This is a genomic window from Nocardioides palaemonis, assembly GCF_018275325.1.
GTDB classification, from domain to species: domain Bacteria; phylum Actinomycetota; class Actinomycetes; order Propionibacteriales; family Nocardioidaceae; genus Nocardioides; species Nocardioides palaemonis.
Map to the genome: position 1 here is coordinate 88,195 of NZ_JAGVQR010000004.1, position 16,629 is coordinate 104,823.

General features: G+C 73.8%; 18 protein-coding genes. 2 read left to right on the plus strand and 16 right to left on the minus strand.

All coding sequences use genetic code 11. The features are described 5' to 3' along the window. Positions 1–94: 94 nt before the first annotated feature. Genes tsaD through glmS form a run of 9 tightly spaced genes read right to left on the minus strand, consistent with a single transcriptional unit; the run spans position 95 to position 8,993 of the window. The gene (gene tsaD, locus KDN32_RS16115) at positions 95–1,141 is read right to left on the minus strand and encodes a tRNA (adenosine(37)-N6)-threonylcarbamoyltransferase complex transferase subunit TsaD (RefSeq protein WP_211733298.1); all 1,047 of its coding nucleotides are present in this window, start codon (positions 1,139–1,141) and stop codon (positions 95–97) included. Further along, positions 1,134–1,589: a GNAT family N-acetyltransferase gene (locus KDN32_RS16120; RefSeq protein WP_211733299.1), complete on the minus strand. Its 456-nt coding sequence runs from the start codon at positions 1,587–1,589 to the stop codon at positions 1,134–1,136. The genes tsaD and KDN32_RS16120 overlap by 8 nt, the downstream gene beginning before the upstream one ends. After that, positions 1,586–2,224, minus strand: a complete 639-nt coding sequence (gene tsaB / locus KDN32_RS16125; protein WP_211733300.1) for a tRNA (adenosine(37)-N6)-threonylcarbamoyltransferase complex dimerization subunit type 1 TsaB — start codon at positions 2,222–2,224, stop codon at positions 1,586–1,588. The genes KDN32_RS16120 and tsaB overlap by 4 nt, the downstream gene beginning before the upstream one ends. A 10-nt stretch (positions 2,225–2,234) precedes the next feature. Then, entirely contained in the window at positions 2,235–3,125 is an 891-nt protein-coding gene (gene tsaE / locus KDN32_RS16130; RefSeq protein ID WP_211733301.1) for a tRNA (adenosine(37)-N6)-threonylcarbamoyltransferase complex ATPase subunit type 1 TsaE, read from the minus strand. After that, positions 3,122–4,207: an alpha/beta fold hydrolase gene (locus KDN32_RS16135; protein ID WP_211733302.1), complete on the minus strand. Its 1,086-nt coding sequence runs from the start codon at positions 4,205–4,207 to the stop codon at positions 3,122–3,124. The genes tsaE and KDN32_RS16135 overlap by 4 nt, the downstream gene beginning before the upstream one ends. Further along, a complete protein-coding gene (gene alr, locus KDN32_RS16140; protein WP_211733303.1) occupies positions 4,204–5,379 on the minus strand; it encodes an alanine racemase in 1,176 nt (391 codons plus the stop codon). Before alr ends, KDN32_RS16135 begins: the two co-directional genes overlap by 4 nt. 8 nt (positions 5,380–5,387) lie before the next feature. Beyond that, on the minus strand, positions 5,388–6,779 hold the full coding sequence (locus KDN32_RS16145; protein WP_211733304.1) for an NAD(P)H-hydrate dehydratase: 1,392 nt from the start codon (positions 6,777–6,779) through the stop codon (positions 5,388–5,390). Positions 6,780–6,783: 4 nt separating this feature from the next. Next, positions 6,784–7,137: a holo-ACP synthase gene (locus tag KDN32_RS16150; RefSeq protein WP_211733305.1), complete on the minus strand. Its 354-nt coding sequence runs from the start codon at positions 7,135–7,137 to the stop codon at positions 6,784–6,786. Positions 7,138–7,148: 11 nt separating this feature from the next. Further along, on the minus strand, positions 7,149–8,993 hold the full coding sequence (gene glmS, locus KDN32_RS16155) for a glutamine--fructose-6-phosphate transaminase (isomerizing) (RefSeq protein WP_211733306.1): 1,845 nt from the start codon (positions 8,991–8,993) through the stop codon (positions 7,149–7,151). A gap of 75 nt (positions 8,994–9,068) precedes the next feature. On the opposite strand from glmS, the gene coaA reads away from it, so the two are divergent. Beyond that, entirely contained in the window at positions 9,069–10,049 is a 981-nt protein-coding gene (gene coaA / locus KDN32_RS16160; RefSeq protein WP_211733307.1) for a type I pantothenate kinase, read from the plus strand. Between the two features lie 77 nt (positions 10,050–10,126). On the opposite strand, the gene KDN32_RS16165 is transcribed toward coaA, so the two are convergent. Together KDN32_RS16165 and KDN32_RS16170 are read right to left on the minus strand one after the other, a co-directional pair. Continuing rightward, complete coding sequence (locus tag KDN32_RS16165; RefSeq protein ID WP_211733308.1) at positions 10,127–11,077, minus strand: putative endonuclease domain-containing protein; 951 nt, start codon at positions 11,075–11,077, stop codon at positions 10,127–10,129. A gap of 288 nt (positions 11,078–11,365) precedes the next feature. Continuing rightward, positions 11,366–11,950: an NAD(P)-dependent oxidoreductase gene (locus tag KDN32_RS16170; protein WP_211733309.1), complete on the minus strand. Its 585-nt coding sequence runs from the start codon at positions 11,948–11,950 to the stop codon at positions 11,366–11,368. Between the two features lie 78 nt (positions 11,951–12,028). Between KDN32_RS16170 and KDN32_RS16175 the strand changes: the two genes are divergently transcribed. After that, a complete protein-coding gene (locus KDN32_RS16175; protein WP_211733310.1) occupies positions 12,029–12,406 on the plus strand; it encodes a winged helix-turn-helix transcriptional regulator in 378 nt (125 codons plus the stop codon). Here KDN32_RS16175 and KDN32_RS16180 read toward each other — a convergent pair whose 3' ends face one another. The 5 genes from KDN32_RS16180 to rplM form a co-directional block, all read right to left on the minus strand. Next, entirely contained in the window at positions 12,407–13,402 is a 996-nt protein-coding gene (locus KDN32_RS16180) for a GNAT family N-acetyltransferase (protein ID WP_211733311.1), read from the minus strand. A gap of 120 nt (positions 13,403–13,522) precedes the next feature. After that, the gene (locus tag KDN32_RS16185; protein ID WP_211733312.1) at positions 13,523–14,068 is read right to left on the minus strand and encodes a hypothetical protein; all 546 of its coding nucleotides are present in this window, start codon (positions 14,066–14,068) and stop codon (positions 13,523–13,525) included. Beyond that, positions 14,065–15,414 (minus strand): phosphoglucosamine mutase, encoded by a 1,350-nt coding sequence (gene glmM, locus KDN32_RS16190; protein WP_211733313.1) that lies wholly within the window; start codon positions 15,412–15,414, stop codon positions 14,065–14,067. The genes KDN32_RS16185 and glmM overlap by 4 nt, the downstream gene beginning before the upstream one ends. Before the next feature lie 109 nt (positions 15,415–15,523). Next, a complete protein-coding gene (rpsI, locus tag KDN32_RS16195) occupies positions 15,524–16,024 on the minus strand; it encodes a 30S ribosomal protein S9 (RefSeq protein WP_211733314.1) in 501 nt (166 codons plus the stop codon). Positions 16,025–16,038: 14 nt separating this feature from the next. Then, positions 16,039–16,482 (minus strand): 50S ribosomal protein L13, encoded by a 444-nt coding sequence (rplM, locus tag KDN32_RS16200; RefSeq protein ID WP_211733315.1) that lies wholly within the window; start codon positions 16,480–16,482, stop codon positions 16,039–16,041. Positions 16,483–16,629 lie beyond the last annotated feature (147 nt).

A 16,629-nucleotide genomic window follows, 5' to 3' on the forward strand; every position in this document is an offset into this window, starting at 1 on the left:
GGCCGCGACATGAGGCGCGACCGGGGTGATCGTGATGCAGGTCCCCGCTCCCGGGCGGGGATCTTCGTCATTCCCGAGTCGAGGAGGACACGGCTCAGGCCACGACGGTCGTGATCGGCTGCGAGGAGTCGGCCGGCAGGTCCAGCAGGGACGGCGTACGCCCGCGCAGCACCAGCTCGGAGCCGAGCGCGGCCACCATGGCGCCGTTGTCGGTGCACAGCCCGGGGCGCGGCACGCGGACCCGGATGCCCTTCGCGCTGGCACGCTCCTCGGCCATCGCGCGCAGCCGGCTGTTGGCCGCCACGCCCCCACCGATCAGGATGTCCTCGATCCCGCGGCTCGACGCCGCGTCGATCGCCTTGCGGGTCAGCACGTCGCACACCGCCTCCTGGAAGGACGCCGCGACGTCGTTGACGTCGATCGAGGCACCCTCGCGCTGCTGGGTCTCCACCCAGCGCGCCACGGCCGTCTTGAGGCCGGAGAAGGAGAAGTCGAAACGGTGCCGCTCGAGGTCGCGGCGGCTGGTCAGGCCGCGCGGGAAGTCGATCGCGACGCTGTTGCCGCTGCGCGCCGCCTTGTCGATGTGCGGGCCGCCCGGGAACGGCAGCCCGAGCAGCCGGGCCACCTTGTCGAAGGCCTCGCCCGCGGCGTCGTCGATCGTCGCGCCCATCGGCTCCACGCCGACGGTGACGTCGGTGACCTCGAGCAGGCTGGAGTGGCCGCCGGAGACCAGCATCGCCAGGCACGGCTCGGGCAGCGGCCCGTGCTCGAGCTGGTCGACCGCGACGTGCGCCGCGAGGTGGTTGACGCCGTAGATCGGCTTGCCGAGGCCGAGGGCGAGCGCCTTGGCGCTGGCCACCCCGACCAGCAGCGCGCCCGCGAGCCCGGGCCCGCTGGTGACGGCAACGGCGTCGATGTCGCTGAGCGCGATGCCGGCGGTCTCCGCCGCGCGCTCGATGGTCGGGACCATCGCCTCGAGGTGGGCCCGGCTGGCGACCTCCGGGACCACCCCGCCGAACCGCGCGTGCTCCTCCACGCTGCTCGCGACCGTGTCGGCCAGCAGCGTGCGCCCGCGCACGATGCCGACGCCGGTCTCGTCGCAGGACGTCTCGATGCCGAGGACCAGGGGCTCGTCAGTCATTGGCGGTCGCCGTCCTCGTGCGGGCGGCACCCGGCAGCCACCGGCACATCACCAGGGCCTCCGAGCCGTCGCGGTAGTAGTGCGGCCGCACGTCGATCACGCTGAACTGGCGCGCGACGTAGAAGCCGAGTGCCTCGGCGTTGGCGACGCTGACCTCGAGCAGCATCCGCGACGCGTCGTCGGTGCCGACGAGCATCTCGTCGAGCAGCCGGGAGGCCAGCCCACGTCGGCGGGCATCGGGCCGCACCCCGATGCGCAGCAGGTCGATGATGTCGCCGGCGCTCATCGTCACGGCGTAGCCGGAGAGGTCGTCGGTCACCACGAAGCGGCGGCCCGGTCCCTCGATCTCCTGGCGCAGCAGCGCCTCGCTCCACGCGTCGGGGCCGAAGAGCTCCTGCTCGAGCTCGACGAGGGCAGGGAGATCGGCCAGGGTGGCGGGTCGGATCACGACACGGGCTTTCTGGGTGCGCCGGCGACCGCGTCGGGTCGCCGGAGGTAGAGGGGTTCGGGGTCGAGCAGCTCGACGTCCTCGGCGCTCACCGCCGCCGCCATCCACGCGGCGCTCGGGCGGGTCACCGCGAGGGCGGTCGGGAAGGCGTCGGGGTAGAGCTCGGGGCCGGCTCCGGCGACGGGCGCCGTGGTGGCGACGTCGGCGGGCCGCGTGACCACGGGTCCCTCGAGGCGGCGTCCGTCGGCGTCGTAGGAGGCGAGGTAGACCTCCTTGCGCCGCGCGTCGGTGGCGACGAGGAAGCCGCCGGTGGCGGCGCCCGTGCCGACGACCTCGACCGCGACGGCGTCGAGGGAGCAGACACCGTAGACGGGGACGTCGAGCACGAAGCCGAGCGTACGGGCGGTGACCAGCCCGACCCGCAGGCCGGTGAACGGTCCCGGCCCGACGCCGACGGCGATCGCGGTGAGGTCCTGGCGGACGATGCCGGCGTCGTCCATCGCGCGCGCGATGAGCGGCGCGAGGTGCTCGCCGTGCTTCATCGGTGCGGTGGACGAGTGCTCCACCACGACGCGGTCGCCGTCGTGGAGCGCGACGGTCACCAGCGAGGTGGCGGTGTCGAAGGCGAGCAGCACGGCGTCGAGGTTACTGGCCGACGACCCAGCGGAGGGAAACGCGACGCGGGTCGACCTCGTCGTCGGGGGCGGTCTCGCCCACGGTGCGCTCGATGAGGACCTCCAGCCGGGCGTCGGCGAGGCCCTCCGCGAGGCCCGCACCCCACTCGACGACGGTGACCGAGGACTCCAGCGGCGTGTCGAGGTCGAGGTCGTCGAGCTCGGCGAGGCCGCCGAGGCGGTAGGCGTCGACGTGCACCAGGTCGGGTCCCTCGACCAGGGACGGGTGGACCCGCGAGATGACGAACGTCGGTGAGGTGACCCCGCCCCGCACCTGCAGCCCCTCCCCCAGGCCCTGGGTGAAGGTGGTCTTGCCGGCGCCGAGCTCGCCGGTGAGCACCACGAGGTCGCCGGCGACCAGGGTGTGGCCGAGCCGCTCGCCCAGCGCACGCATGGTCTCGGGCTCGCGCGCGTCGAACGACGTGCCGAGCCAGCGCGCGAGCTCGACGTAGGGGCTGTGGCGCCCGGTCTCGACGAAGCCGAGCGCCTCCCAGAACGCGACGGTGTCGGGGAGCTCCTCGCGGGCCAGGACCCGCACCGCGGAGTGGCCGAGCGAGGCGTCGACGGCCGCCTCGACCAGCGCGGTGGCCACGCCCCTGCCCTGGGCCGAGGGCGTGACGCCGAAGCGGCGCAGCACCATGCCGTCGGGCCCGGGGTCGAGCACGACGCAGCCGACCGGCTCACCGTCGAGCCTGGCCACGAGCCCGCCGCGCCGGCGCAGCATCCGCGCGATCGACACCTGGTCCTCGGCCATCGCGTCCGCCGGCGGGTCCAGGGGCGGACGCGCGCCGAACGCCTCGCGGACCACCGCGAGCACCTCGGCGGCCGCCTCGGGTCCCACCCGAGACACGTCGACGCTCATCGGCGCTCCTCCTCCGCCTGGGCCCGTTCTTCCTTCAGGGCCAGCGCGATCAGGTCGTCGATCTCCGCCGTGACGTCCTGGTGGCGCTCGAGGAGCACCATGTGTCCCGCGCCCTCGCACTCGAGCAGGCTGGACCCCGGGATCCGGCTGTGCAGCTTGCGGCTGTGGCCGACCGAGGTGATCTTGTCGTCGGTGCCGCAGATGATCGAGGTGGGGACCGTGCCGAGCGCGCCGAGGTGGTCGAACTTGTCGAGCGAGGCGAAGGCCGGGTAGAAGTCCGCGACCACGGCGAAGGGCGTCGCGTTGAGCATGCCGTAGACGAACTCGACGAGCGCCGCCGGTACGTCGTCGCCGAAGGCGTAGCGGTCGGTGAACACGTCGGCCACGGCGTGCCCCCAGGAGCGAGCGAGGTCGACCACCTTGTGGCCGCGGTCGAGGGTGCGCACGGCCCGGCCCACGAATCGTCCGCCGAGGCCGAGCGGCAGCATCGGGAAGAGGATCCGGCCCGGGTCGAGGCCGCCCGCGGTCGTGGACACCAGTGCGGCGCCGAGGACGGTGTCGCCGAACATCTCGGGGAACTGCTCGGCGAGCGAGATCACCGTCATCCCGCCCATCGAGTGACCGACGACCACGCAGCGCCCGGGCACGGTGTCCTCGATGACGCGGCGCAGGTCGGAGCCGAGCTGCTCGATGGTGCAGTGGTCCTCCGGGGAGCGCGCGGAGCGTCCGTGGCTGCGCTGGTCGTAGAACACCGTGCGCACCTGGCCGCGGTAGGCCGCGCGCTGGTAGTGCCAGCTGTCGAGGGTGAGGGAGTAGCCGTGCACGAACACGACGGTGATGTCGTCGTCGGTCGAGGCGGGCCCGCCGACGTCGGCCGGCTCGTCGATCTCGACGTGGAGGTCGACCGCGTCGTCGGCGACGACGACACGGGGTGCGCTGCGCAGCGAGCCGAGGGCGACCTCGTCGCCGGCCTGCCGGTTGCCGATGACGCGGGACTGCCGGGCGATGCCGACGGCTCCCGCCGCAGCGGCGAGACCGGCGGCACCCACGACGGTGCCGAAGATGCGGCCCTTGACGCTCATGGTGCGGTCCCTTCCTCGTCCGGGTCGACGTCCGAGTCGACGTGGCGGCGCACCAGGCGGCCACCGACCCGCGTCACGACCTCATAGCTGATCGTGTCGGCAGCCGCGGCCCAGTCCTGAGCAGTCGGCTCACCCCGATCACCGGGCCCGAACAGGACCACCTCGGTGCCGGGCGGCGGGAGCTCGCCGTGCAGGTCGACGACGAGCTGGTCCATGCAGACCCGGCCACGGACCGGTCTCAGGTCGTCGCCCACCCACACCGACGCGCGGTTGCTCGCCGCGCGCAGGATGCCCTCGCCGTAGCCGACCGGCACGACGCCCACCGTCGTGTCGTGGTCGGCCACCCAGGTGTGGCCGTAGGAGACGCCGTCGCCGGCCGCGACCGGCTTGCTCATCACCAGCCGCGCGCGCACGGTCATCGCCGGCCGCAGGCCGACGCGCGGCGCGACGCCGGGCGCCGGGTCGAGGCCGTAGGTCGCGATGCCGCAGCGGACGAGGTCGAAGTGGGCCGAGGGGCGCAGCAGCGCGGCGGCGGAGTTGGCGAGGTGGGTGACGTCGGGGTCGAGACCGGCGGCCGCCGCGAGCGCGACCGCCTCGCGGAAGGCGGCCTCCTGCGCGTCGTTGGCCGGGTGTGCCGGCTCGTCGCTCGCCGCGAGGTGGGACCAGAGGCCGGTGACCCGGATCCGGCCGGCGCGCTCGTGGCCGGCGGCCGCGGCGAAGAGGTCGCGCCACCGGTCCCGCGACGCGCCGCCACGGGACAGGCCGGTGTCGACCTTGAGCTGGACCCGTGCTCCGCCCTCCCCCGCGCCGCTCCCGACCGCGGCGACCTCGTCGAGCTCGTCGACGGTGTAGGCGGTGACCTCCACGCCCGCCGCGACCGCGGCGGCGAAGTCGTCGCCGGGCGCGCTCAGCCAGCACAGCAGCGGGCCGTGGTCGCCCGCCGCGCGGAGGGTGAGCGCCTCCTCGATCGTGGCGACGCCGAGCCAGTCGGCGCCGGCCTCGCGGGCTGCCGCGGCGGCCTCGACCATGCCGTGGCCGTAGCCGTCGGCCTTCACGACCGCCATCAGCCCGACCGGGGCGTCGGCCGAGACGAGCTCCTTGAGGACCCGTACGTTGTGGCGGATCGCCGCGACGTCGACCACGATCTCGGCACGAGGCACGGGACCGGTCATGGCACCGATCATCCCAGTTCCGCCAGGGTGTCGCGCACGACCTGCGGGATCTGGACGGCGACCCGGCTCGCGGTCAGCGGACCGCCGGCCGCCGCCTCCGTCGCCGCGGCGCCGTGCAGCCACGAGCCGACCGACGCGGCGTCGTAGGGCGTCAGGCCGGCCGCCAGCAGCGCCCCGACCAGCCCGGCGAGGACGTCGCCGGCACCGGCCGTCGCCAGCCACGGGACACCCGTGGTGGTCGCCCGCACCCGGCCGTCCGGGTCGGCGACGAGGGTGTGGTGGCCCTTGAGCAGCACGACGCACCCCCAGCGCCGGGCGGCCTCGCGCACGTGGGCCAGGGGGCGCGCCTCGACGTCGGCGCGCTCCGCGTCGGTCATCGCGGCCAGCTCGCCGGCGTGCGGCGTCAGCACGGCACCCGGCAGCGGCGCGTCGACGTGGCGCAGCGCGTCGGCGTCGACCACGACCGGGACGTCGTCGGCGAGCGCCTCGGCGAGCATGCCCGCGGCGTCGTCACCACCCCCCGGACCGACCACCCACGCCTGGACCCGGCCGTCCCCGACGACCTCGGGGTGGGCGACCCTGACCCGGTCGGCGACCGAGGACGCGCCGACGTAGCGGACCATCCCGACGAGCCCGGTGTTGGCGCCGGCCACGGCGAGCAGCGCGGCACCGGGATAGGTCGCGGAGCCGGCGCGGACGCCCACCACGCCTCGGGAGTACTTCTGGGCGTCGGGCCCGGGGCGCGGCAGCAGGTCGCGGACGTCCGCGGGCTGGAGCGCCTCGACGGCGGCCGGCCCGAGGTCGAGGCCGAGGTCGACGAGGTGGAGCGCCCCGCAGGCCGTGGCGGACGGGTCCACGAGGTGGGCGACCTTGTGGGTGCCGAAGGTGACGGTGAGGTCGGCGCGGACGTGGGGGCCGTCGACCTCGCCGGTGTCGACGCCGAGCCCGGACGGGACGTCGACCGCGACGACGGGGACGCCGGCCAGCCGTTCGACCGCACGCGCGGCGTCGTCGCGCAGGCCGGGCCGGCCGCCGATGCCGAGGATCCCGTCGAGGACCACGTCGGGCGACGGGTGGAGGTCGGCGAGGTCGCGGGCCGCGCGCCCACCGGCCCGGCGCAGCGCTGCGAGGCCGTCTGCGTGGGTGCGCTCGGCCAGCAGCAGCGCCTCGACCGACGCACCGCGGGCGGCCAGCCGGGCGCCGGCCCACAGGGCGTCGCCGCCATTGTCACCGGGCCCGACCAGCAGCAGCACGCGACGCCCGTAGGCGCCACCGAGCAGGTCGACGACGGCCGCGGCCAGCCCGGCGGCCGCGCGCTGCATCAGCGCCCCGTCCGGGAGCCGGGCCATCGCGGCCTGCTCCGCCCGGCGTACGTCCTCGACGGTGTGCGCGCGCAGCACGCGATCAGCCCTCCAGCACCACGACTGCCGACGCGATGCCGGCGTCGTGCGAGAGGGAGACGTGGACGTGGGCGACGCCCAGCTCGGCGGCGCGGGCGGCCACCGTGCCGCGGATCTCGAAGCGCGGCCGGCCGGTCTCCTCCGAGACGATCTCCGCGTCGAGCCAGGCCATCCCGACCGGGGCGCCGAGCGCCTTGGCCATCGCCTCCTTGGCCGCGAAGCGCGCCGCCAGCGAGGCCGCCGGACGGCTCGCCTCGGCCGTGGTGAACAGTCGCCCGCGCAGGGCGGGCGTGCGCTCGAGGGACTGCACGAAGCGGTCGATGTCGACCACGTCGATGCCCACCCCGATCACTGGCACGGCGTCCGTCCCTACTCGACCGTGACGGACTTGGCGAGGTTGCGCGGCTGGTCCACGTCGTGGCCGAGCTGGGAGGCGAGCTCGCAGGCGAAGAGCTGGAGCGGCACCACCGCGACGAGCGGCTGCAGCAGCACCGGCACCTGCGGGAGCGTGATCAGCACGTCGGCGTAGGGCTCGATCGTGGTGTCGCCCTCCTCGGCGAGGCAGAGGGTGCGGGCGCCACGGGCGCGGACCTCCTGGATGCCGCTGAGCATCTTGTCGTGGAGCTGGTCGCGACCGCGCGGCGGGACGACGCACAGGATCGGCAGGCCCTCCTCGACCAGCGCGATCGGGCCGTGCTTGAGCTCGCCGGCCGCGAAGCCCTCGGCGTGGAGGTAGGCGATCTCCTTGAGCTTGAGCGCCCCCTCGAGCGCGACCGGGTAGCCGGCGTGGCGACCGAGGAAGAGCACCGAGCGGCTGCCGACGTGGTCGCGCGCGAGGGCGTAGACCTCGTCGGCCTTGTCGAGGACGGCCTGGACGTGACCGGGCATCTGCTCGAGCTGGTCCATGACCTGGGAGATCTCGTCGCCGAAGCGGGTGCCCTTGACCTGGGCGAGGTAGAGGGCGAGGAGGTAGCAGGCGACGAGCTGGGTCAGGAAGCCCTTGGTCGACGCGACGCCGATCTCCGGCCCGGCGTGGGTGTAGATCACGCCGTCGGACTCGCGCGGGATGGTCGAGCCGTTGGTGTTGCAGATCGCGAGCACCTTCGAGCGCTGGACCCGGGCGTGGCGGATCGCCTGCAGGGTGTCGGCGGTCTCGCCGGACTGGCTGATCGCCACCACGAGGGTGTCGCTGGTGAGGATCGGGTCGCGGTAGCGGAACTCGCTGGCGAGCTCCACCTCGACGGGGATCCGGCACCAGTGCTCGATGGCGTACTTGGCGACCATGCCGGCGTAGAACGAGGTGCCGGCCGCGATGATGATGATCTTGTCGATGTCGCGCAGGTCCTGGTCGGAGAGCCGCATCTCGTCGAGCTGGAGCAGCCCGTCCTCGCCGCGGCGGCCGAGCAGCGAGTCGGCCACGGCGCGCGGCTGCTCGAAGATCTCCTTGCGCATGAACCAGTCGTGGCCGTCCTTCTCGGCGGCCGACAGGTCCCAGTCGACGTGGTAGCGGGTGCCCTCTGCGGGCGTGCCGTCGAAGCCGGAGACGCTCACGCCGTCGCGGGTGATGGTGACGACCTGGTCCTGGCCGAGCTCCATCGCCTCGCGGGTGTGCTCGATGAAGGCCGCGACGTCGGAGCCGAGGAAGTTCTCCCCCTCGCCGATGCCGACCACGAGCGGCGAGTTGCGCCGCGCGGCGACGACGCGGTCGGGGTCCTGCGCGTCGACCGCGACGAGGGTGAAGGCACCCTCGAGGCCACGGCAGACGTTCTGCATCGCCACGGTGAGGTCGACGCCGGTCGCCAGCTGCTCCTCGAGCAGGTGGGCGGCGACCTCGGTGTCGGTGTCGGAGGCCATCTCGGTGCCGGCGGCCTCGAGCCGGTGCCGCAGCGCGGCGAAGTTCTCGATGATGCCGTTGTGGACCACGGCGACGCGGCGCTCGCGCCCGACGTGCGGGTGGGCGTTGCGGTCGGTCGGCGCACCGTGGGTGGCCCAGCGGGTGTGGCCGATGCCGGTGGTGACCGGCGGCAGCGGCGTCTCCGCGATGGCCTTCTCGAGGTTGGCGAGCTTGCCGGCGCGCTTGTCGCTGACGATCGACCCGTCGTCGACGAGCGCGATCCCGGCGGAGTCGTAGCCCCGGTACTCCAGGCGACGCAGGCCCTCGATGACCACACCCTCGGCGGCCTTGCCACCCACGTATCCGACGATTCCGCACATGGTGGCGCAGTCTATCGGCGCCCCTCGGCAGGGTGCTGCATCGCCCGGTGCCGCGGCGGTGCAAGAATCGCGGCCATGTCCGAGGCCCCGGCGCCGCCGCACGGCGCCCCCAACGGGAGCGAGGCCTCGCCGTACGTCGAGCTCGAGCGCGCCGCGTGGGCGGAGCTCGCCGGCACCGCCGAGACGAGCCTCACGCCCGACGAGGTCGTCCGCCTGCGGGGACTGGGCGACCAGCTCGACCTGCGCGAGATCGAGCAGGTCTACCTCCCGCTGTCGCGGCTGCTCAGCCTCTACGTCGCGGCCAACTCCCGGCTGCACCTCGAGCAGGAGGAGTTCCTCCACCGCGTCACCCCGCCGCGTACGCCCTTCGTGATCGGGCTCGCCGGGTCGGTCGCGGTCGGCAAGTCCACCACCGCCCGCGTGCTGCAGCAGATGCTGGCGCACTGGCCCGAGCACCCCAACGTCGCCCTCGTGACCACCGACGGCTTCCTGCTCCCCAACGCCGAGCTCGAGCGGCGGGGCATCCTGCACCGCAAGGGCTTCCCGGAGTCCTACGACCGCAAGGCGCTGCTGAAGTTCGTCATCGACATCAAGTCCGGCAAGGACGAGGTCGAGGCGCCGATCTACTCCCACCTCGTCTACGACGTGCTGCCCGACGAGAAGGTCGTGGTCAAGCGCCCCGACATCGTCATCGTCGAGGGCCTCAACGTCCTGCAGCCGGCGCGGGTGCGCGACGACGGCCGCACCGGGCTCGCCGTGAGCGACTTCTTCGACTTCTCCGTCTACGTCGACGCCGCGCTCACCGACATCAAGCGCTGGTACGTCGACCGGTTCCTGCGCCTGCGCGAGACCGCCTTCCGCGACCCCGCGTCGTACTTCCGCAAGTACGCCGCGCTCTCCCACGACGAGGCCGTCGACCAGGCGACCCGGATCTGGGACTCGATCAACGAGCCCAACCTCGTCCAGAACGTCGCCCCCACCCGCTCGCGCGCCAACCTCGTGCTGCGCAAGGACGCCGACCACTCCGTGCGCTACGTGCGGCTGCGCAAGCTCTGAGTCGCGCGTCGGTGGGACGTCCGCCCGCGGGACGTCATGGCCGTCGGTCGTTCGCGTCGCCGGTCGCCATGACCTCGTCACGCCGCGTCGACCCAGCCGCCGGCGCGCAGGCCGCGCTCGACCTGGTCGAAGAAGTCGTCAGCGGCCACCCGAAGCCCCAGCAGCGGCAGGCGCAGGACACGGGCGTCGCGCAGGACCACCTCGTTCTGGCGCAGCGCATCAGGCACGACCGAGGTCGCCCACGAGTGGTGGATGCCGTCGATCTCGACCACCAGGTGGAACGCGTCCCAGCAGACGTCGAGGTAGTACCGGCCGCCCCTGCCCCGTCGGACCACCTGTCGGTCGGGCTCCGGCAGGCCCCGGCGCCGGCACTCCCGCGCGACGTCGAACTCGCCCAGGGAGCGCACCCCGCCGAGCAGGTCGTTGACCACGTCGTGCATCAACCCACGGCGCCGGTCACGCCTGACCGCCAGCAGCGCACACCCCAGGTGATCCGCCGTCGTGAGGCCCTGCTGGACCGGCATCGTCAGGAGGAGTGCGGCCTGCCTGTCGGTGCACGCCCACATCGCCGCGCGCACCGCCGCCACTGGCACGCGGGTGCGAGGGACGCCGGACGGTGCGCGATCGTCGGCTGACCAGCGGCGGGTGCGTCGCACGTCGAGGCCGGCCCCGCGCAACGGCTTCACACCACGCGGCACCGACACTCGGTGGACGGTCGTGTCGTAGCCAGTGAGCCCGGAGGCCACCAGCGACGACTCCCCGTCCAGCATGGCGCGGTCGCCGCCCTCGAACACGGCTGCCCAGTGCCTGCCGAGCTCCGACACCGGCCCGGTGTGCAGGCACAGGGCCCTCGACCACACCCGCTGCCACCGCCGTGCTCGAAGCTGGGCGCGGACCTCGCCGCGCGTCATGCCCGCGGCGTAGGCCTGGGCGCGTGACACCACCCCGCCTTGCTTCGCTGCGAGGGCCGCGACCCCCTCCAGGGTCCGTTCGCGCTCGTCGCGGCTGCGTCTGCGTCGTTCGTCCATGGAGCGAGGCTCCGGCTCGGGTACGACAGAAGGGGCTGGCCCGACGGCCGCCCTGTGGACGAGCACGTCGGCGGGCCAGCTGTGGACGTCGTGCGGACCGCGCCCCGCCGCAGCTGCGATGCCGACGCGCACCCCCGGCGCGTACGTCATGGCCGCCGGTCGCCGGAGTGACCGGCCGCCATGACGTCGGCGGCTCCTCGCGACTCCGACGCGCAACGCCGGCGCGTACGTCATGGCCGGTGGACCCCCAGGCGACCACCCGCCATGACGTCCGCAGGCGGGGTCCCCTCAGGAGGACGCGACGGTGAAGCGCTGGCGGCGGTGCTGGGGCCGCTCGATCTCGTCGACGAGCGCGAGGGCGTAGTCCTCGGCGCTGACGAAGTCGCCGGCCGGGGTGTCGAGCGAGGTGGCGTACGACCCGGTGCGCTCGCCGGGGGCGATCACGGGCGCCGGGCTGAGGAAGGTCCAGTCGAGCGACTCCGGCGCGGCGCGGAACAGGTCGAGCGCCTTCGCTCCGGAGGTGGCCTCCGCCTGGTACTCCTCCGGGAAGCCGTCGGAGTCGAGCAGGCGGGTGCCGTCGGGGGTGAGCAGCGAGCCGGCACCGCCGACGAACAGCACGCGCGCGTCGCCGGCGTGGTCGATGAGGGTGGAGACCGAGGCGAGCCACGGCTCGTGCGACTCACCGGTCCGGCTCGGGCCGGTGGCCGAGACGACGACGTCGTGGTCGGCGGCGGCAGCGCGCACGGCGTCGGCGGAGCCCATGTCGGCCCCGGTCGAGCGGCTCAGGGCGGTGACGTCGTGGCCGCGGGCGGTGGCCTCGGAGGCGATGCGGGAGCCGACCATGCCGGTGGCGCCGAACAGGGCGATCTTCATGTGGTGTCCTTCGTGAGTGGGTGGACCACCGACGGTAACCACTGGTAACCAAGCACTTCAACGTGCTATGAGTACCTCATGGTGACCATGGACCGCGGCGACGCCTTCGACCCCGACTGCCCCACCCGGGTCGTCCTCGACCGCATCGGCGACAAGTGGACCGTCCTGGTGATCGGGGCGCTCGAGCCCGGCAGCCTGCGCTTCACCGAGCTGCGCGCGCGCATCGGCGGCGTCGCGCCCAAGGTGCTGACCCAGACGCTGCGGGCGATGGAGCGCGACGGCCTGCTGACGCGCACCGTGCACGCCCAGGTGCCGCCGCGCGTCGACTACGAGCTCACCGCGCTCGGCGCCTCCCTCACCGCGCCGATCGCGACCCTCACCGACTGGGCCGAGACCCACCTCCCGCAGATCCTCGGGTCCCGCGAGACCTACGACGCGGCCGCCGAGGCGCGCTGATCACAGCCGCTTCTGCAGCTCGAGCAGCGTCTCGAGCGTGCGGTAGCCCAGCGCGTCGTTGACCGCGTTCATGTGGGTGTTGACCTCGGCGTTGGAGGTGTCGACCGCGACCAGGCCCGGGTACGTCGCCAGCGCGAGGTCGTGGGTCGCGACCTTCAGCGCGAGGCCGAGCCGGTGGCCGCGGTGGGACGGGTCGACCAGGGTGATCCCGACCTGGCCGTGCGTGGTGTCGGTGTCGTTGACCCGCACGTCCGACGAGCCCGCGACGGAACCGTCCGGGGCGATCGCGAGGGCGGTCAGGACGTGGCGGCCGATGCCGGCCTGGCGCTGCTCGGCGGCGCGGATCCGCTCCGGGCTCCACTCCGAGGCGCTGAGGTCGAGGTCGCCGAGCGGGATCTCGTCGAGCAGCAGGCCGAGCAGCCGACCGAACGACGCGAGGTGCTCGTCCGGGCAGACGGTGTCGAAGGTGACGACCCGGTAGGCCGACGCGCGGGCCACGTCGTCGAGGAGTCCGTCGCGCCGCGCGAGGTAGTCGGCCAGGGCGAGCTCGCGGAACGCCTCGCGGCTCGCCACCTCGTAGCCCAGCGCGGCCGCGAACGCCTCGGGCGGCGTGCCGGACTCCCCCGGCGCGACGTAGACCTCGCCGTGCAGCGTCGTACGCCCGTCCCCCGCAGCGACGACCTCCATCTCCTGCACCAGCCGGCGGCCCGTCCCCTCGCGGGTGCGGTCGGGACGGACGTAGGCGTCGACCGACGCGGTGTGCAGGTTGTCCTTCAGGGGCCGCACCAGCAGACCGGCGCCGACCATCTCGCGGCCGTCGATGGCGGCGAGCACGGTGAGGCCGCCCTCCGGGTTGTCCGCCGGCAGCGAGACGCGGGTCTGCTCCCACGCCGGCCACGGGTTCCCCGGTCGGTGGGCAGTGGCGGCTCGGCCCACCTCCCACCACGCCCGCAGCGCGGCCTCGTTGCGCGGGTTGAGCTGCTCGATGTCGACCACGGAGCGACCGTAGCCGCGCCCGACCCCCGCCCGCACCGGGGTATCTGGGGACGAAATGGGGGTGAAAACGGCCCACCGGCCCACCATTTCGTCCCCAGATACCCCCCCGGAGGGCGGGGCCTAGCCGCCCTGCGTACGCCGCTGGCGGGCGCGCGCCCTCTCGATCCGGTCGGCCTCGCGCAGCGGGGCCCGCGAGACCACGCGCCCGCGCCAGCGCACGAGGAGGCCGATCACGAGCACGAAGGCAGGGACGCCGATCCCGAGCCACAGCCACGTGGTCCGCGGCGACGTCGTCTCCACCACGGAGCCGTCCGGCGAGACCCACAGAACCCAGGTGTCGCCGACCTCGTGGTCGGGGCGTCCGGCGCGGTGGAAGGTCGCGGTGCGGTCCTCGCCCCCGTCGCGCCAGGCGAGGTCGTAGGTCGTGCGCACCTTGCCCTCCACGCCCCGGTCGCCGGGCACCGCGCCCTCGCGCACGGCGACGACGGTCGTCTCGCGCGCGTCGGTGCCGCCGCGCAGGTGGGTGAGCGAGCCGGGCCTCAGGACGGCCAGCCCCGCGGCCAGCACCAGCCCGACACCGAGCGCCAGCACCACGTCGCGCAGCGAGAGCCAGCCGGGGATGTCGGGCGCGCCCCCGTCGGGGCCGGGGCGCGGGTCGGTCGTCACGACAGCGCGAGCTGGCGCTGCACGACCTCGGCGAGGCGCGACGCCACGCCGTGCGCCTCGTCGTGCGACGGCGCCTCGACCATTACCCGCACGATCGGCTCGGTGCCCGACGGCCGGAGCAGGATCCGCCCGCGGTCACCGAGGGCGGCCTCCTCCTCGGCGAGGGCCGCGGCCAGCACGGCGTCCTCGTCGGCGCGGGTCTTGTCGACGCCGGAGACGTTGAGCAGCACCTGGGGCAGGCGGGTCATCACCGACGCGAGGTCGGCGAGGGAACGCCCGGTGGTGGCCATCCGCTCCATCACGTGGAGCGTGGTGAGGATGCCGTCGCCGGTGGTGGCGTGGTCGCTGAGGATGACGTGGCCGGACTGCTCGCCGCCGAGGTTGTAGCCGGACACCTTCATCGCCTCGAGGACGTAGCGGTCGCCCACCTTGGTCTGGCGCACGCCGACACCGTTGGCGCGCAGCGCCTGGACGAAGCCGAGGTTGCTCATCACGGTCGCGACGACCGTGTCCTTGGCGAGGCGCCCCTGCTCCTGCAGCGACAGCGCGAGGATGGCGAGGATCTGGTCGCCGTCGACGACCTCCCCCGCGGCGTCCACGGCCAGGCATCGGTCGGCGTCGCCGTCGAGCGCGAAGCCGGCGTGGGCGCCGTGCTCGCGCACCGCCGCCTGGAGCGAGGCGAGGTGGGTCGAGCCGCAGTCGTCGTTGATGTTGAGCCCGTCGGGGTCGGCGTGGATCGCGATGACGGTCGCGCCGGCGTCCTCCAGCGCACGCGGGCCGGCCGCGTGGGCCGCGCCCTCGGCGCAGTCGAGGACGACCTTGAGCCCGACGAGCGGGTGGGTGATCGTGCTCTCGAGGTGGGCGGCGTACTCCTCGACGGCCGTGTCGTAGACCGTCACCCGGCCGACGTCGCCGCCGCGGGGGCGCTCCCACGGCTCGCCCATCCGCTTCTCGATGGCGATCTCGATCGCGTCGTCGAGCTTGTGGCCGCCGCGGGCGAGGAACTTGATGCCGTTGTCGGGCATCGGGTTGTGCGAGGCCGACAGCATCACGCCGAGGTCGGCGCCGAGCCGGTCGGTCATGTAGGCCACGCCGGGCGTCGGCAGGACGCCGAGCAGCAGCACGTCGACGCCGGCGGAGGCCAGCCCCGCGACCACCGCGGCCTCGAGGAACTGCCCGGAGATGCGGGTGTCGCGCCCGACCACCGCGAGCGGCCGGTGCCCCTCGAACTCGCCGCGGTCGGCGAGCACGTGGGCGGCGCAGACGGACAGCTCGAGCGCGAGCTCCGCCGTGAGGTCCGCGTTGGCCAGGCCCCGGACGCCGTCGGTGCCGAAGAGTCGTGTCATGGCCCGGGAGCCTACGACGCGGACGGCCCCGGCGTGGAACCGAGGCCGGACGTGCGACGAGGCCCGCACCGTCGTCGACGGTGCGGGCCTCGTGCGGTGCAGGTGCGGGTCAGCGCTTGCTGAACTGCGAGGCCTTGCGGGCCTTCTTGAGACCGGCCTTCTTGCGCTCCACGACGCGGGCGTCGCGGGTCAGCAGACCGGCCTTCTTCAGCGCCGGGCGGTTGGCCTCGACGTCGACGGCGTTGAGCGCGCGGGCCACGCCGAGGCGCAGGGCGCCGGCCTGGCCGGCGATGCCGCCGCCGTGGATGCGGGCGATCACGTCGAAGCGGCCCTCGAGCTGCAGCTCGACGAACGGCTCGTTGGCGATCTGCTGGTGCAGCTTGTTGGGGAAGTAGCTGTCCATCGTGCGGCCGTTGATGCGCCACTCGCCGGTGCCCGGGACGATCCGGACGCGGGCGACGGCCTCCTTGCGGCGGCCGGTCGCGCCGGCGGGCGCGATGGTGGCCGGACGGGCCGGGGTGTCGGCCGAGGCGGAGCTCTCGGACGTGTATGCCACGCCGTCGGCGTCGGTCTCGAAGGTCTCCTCGACCTCGGTGGTGTTCTCAGTCATCTGTGAGTCCTCAGTCACTGGGAGATCTGCGAGATCTCGAACGGAACGGCCTTCTGGGCCGCGTGCGGGTGGTCGGGGCCGGCGTAGACCTTGAGCTTCTTCAGCATCTGGCGACCGAGCTTGTTCTTCGGGAGCATGCCCCACACGGCCTTCTCGATGGCCTTGCGGGCGTCCTTCTCGAGCAGCTCGCCGAACGGCGTGGCGGAGAGGCCGCCCGGGTAGCCGGAGTGGCGGTAGGCCATCTTGGTGGTCTTCTTGGTCCCCGACAGCGCCACCTGGGAGGCGTTCACGATGATGACGAAGTCACCCATGTCCATGTGAGGGGCGAAGGTCGGCTTGTGCTTGCCGCGGAGGAGGTTGGCGGTCTGGACGGCGAGGCGTCCGAGGACCACGTCGGTGGCGTCGATGACGAGCCACTCGCGCTGGATGTCAGCGGGCTTGGGGCTGTACGTGCGCACGGCGGTATCCCGTTCTGGTTCGTTGGTCCCGGCCCCCGGACGAGGGCCGGCTGGTGCTGCTGCGGCTTCTGACGAACACGGCCCGGATCGCTCCCCCGACGAAGGAGGGATGACGTCCGGATCTGCGCCCCGCCCCGAGGGAGCGGA

Excerpts from the sequence above, each read along its gene's own strand:
- tsaD (WP_211733298.1), bottom strand. The coding sequence starts at position 1,141 with ATGACTGACGAGCCCCTGGTCCTCGGCATCGAGACGTCCTGCGACGAG.
- tsaE (WP_211733301.1), bottom strand. The coding sequence starts at position 3,125 with ATGAGCGTCGACGTGTCTCGGGTGGGACCCGAGGCGGCCGCCGAGGTG.
- KDN32_RS16135 (WP_211733302.1), bottom strand. The coding sequence starts at position 4,207 with ATGAGCGTCAAGGGCCGCATCTTCGGCACCGTCGTGGGTGCCGCCGGT.
- alr (WP_211733303.1), bottom strand. The coding sequence starts at position 5,379 with ATGACCGGTCCCGTGCCTCGTGCCGAGATCGTGGTCGACGTCGCGGCG.
- glmS (WP_211733306.1), bottom strand. The coding sequence starts at position 8,993 with ATGTGCGGAATCGTCGGATACGTGGGTGGCAAGGCCGCCGAGGGTGTG.
- coaA (WP_211733307.1), top strand. The coding sequence starts at position 9,069 with ATGTCCGAGGCCCCGGCGCCGCCGCACGGCGCCCCCAACGGGAGCGAG.
- KDN32_RS16165 (WP_211733308.1), bottom strand. The coding sequence starts at position 11,077 with ATGGACGAACGACGCAGACGCAGCCGCGACGAGCGCGAACGGACCCTG.
- KDN32_RS16170 (WP_211733309.1), bottom strand. The coding sequence starts at position 11,950 with ATGAAGATCGCCCTGTTCGGCGCCACCGGCATGGTCGGCTCCCGCATC.
- KDN32_RS16175 (WP_211733310.1), top strand. The coding sequence starts at position 12,029 with ATGGTGACCATGGACCGCGGCGACGCCTTCGACCCCGACTGCCCCACC.
- glmM (WP_211733313.1), bottom strand. The coding sequence starts at position 15,414 with ATGACACGACTCTTCGGCACCGACGGCGTCCGGGGCCTGGCCAACGCG.
- rpsI (WP_211733314.1), bottom strand. The coding sequence starts at position 16,024 with ATGACTGAGAACACCACCGAGGTCGAGGAGACCTTCGAGACCGACGCC.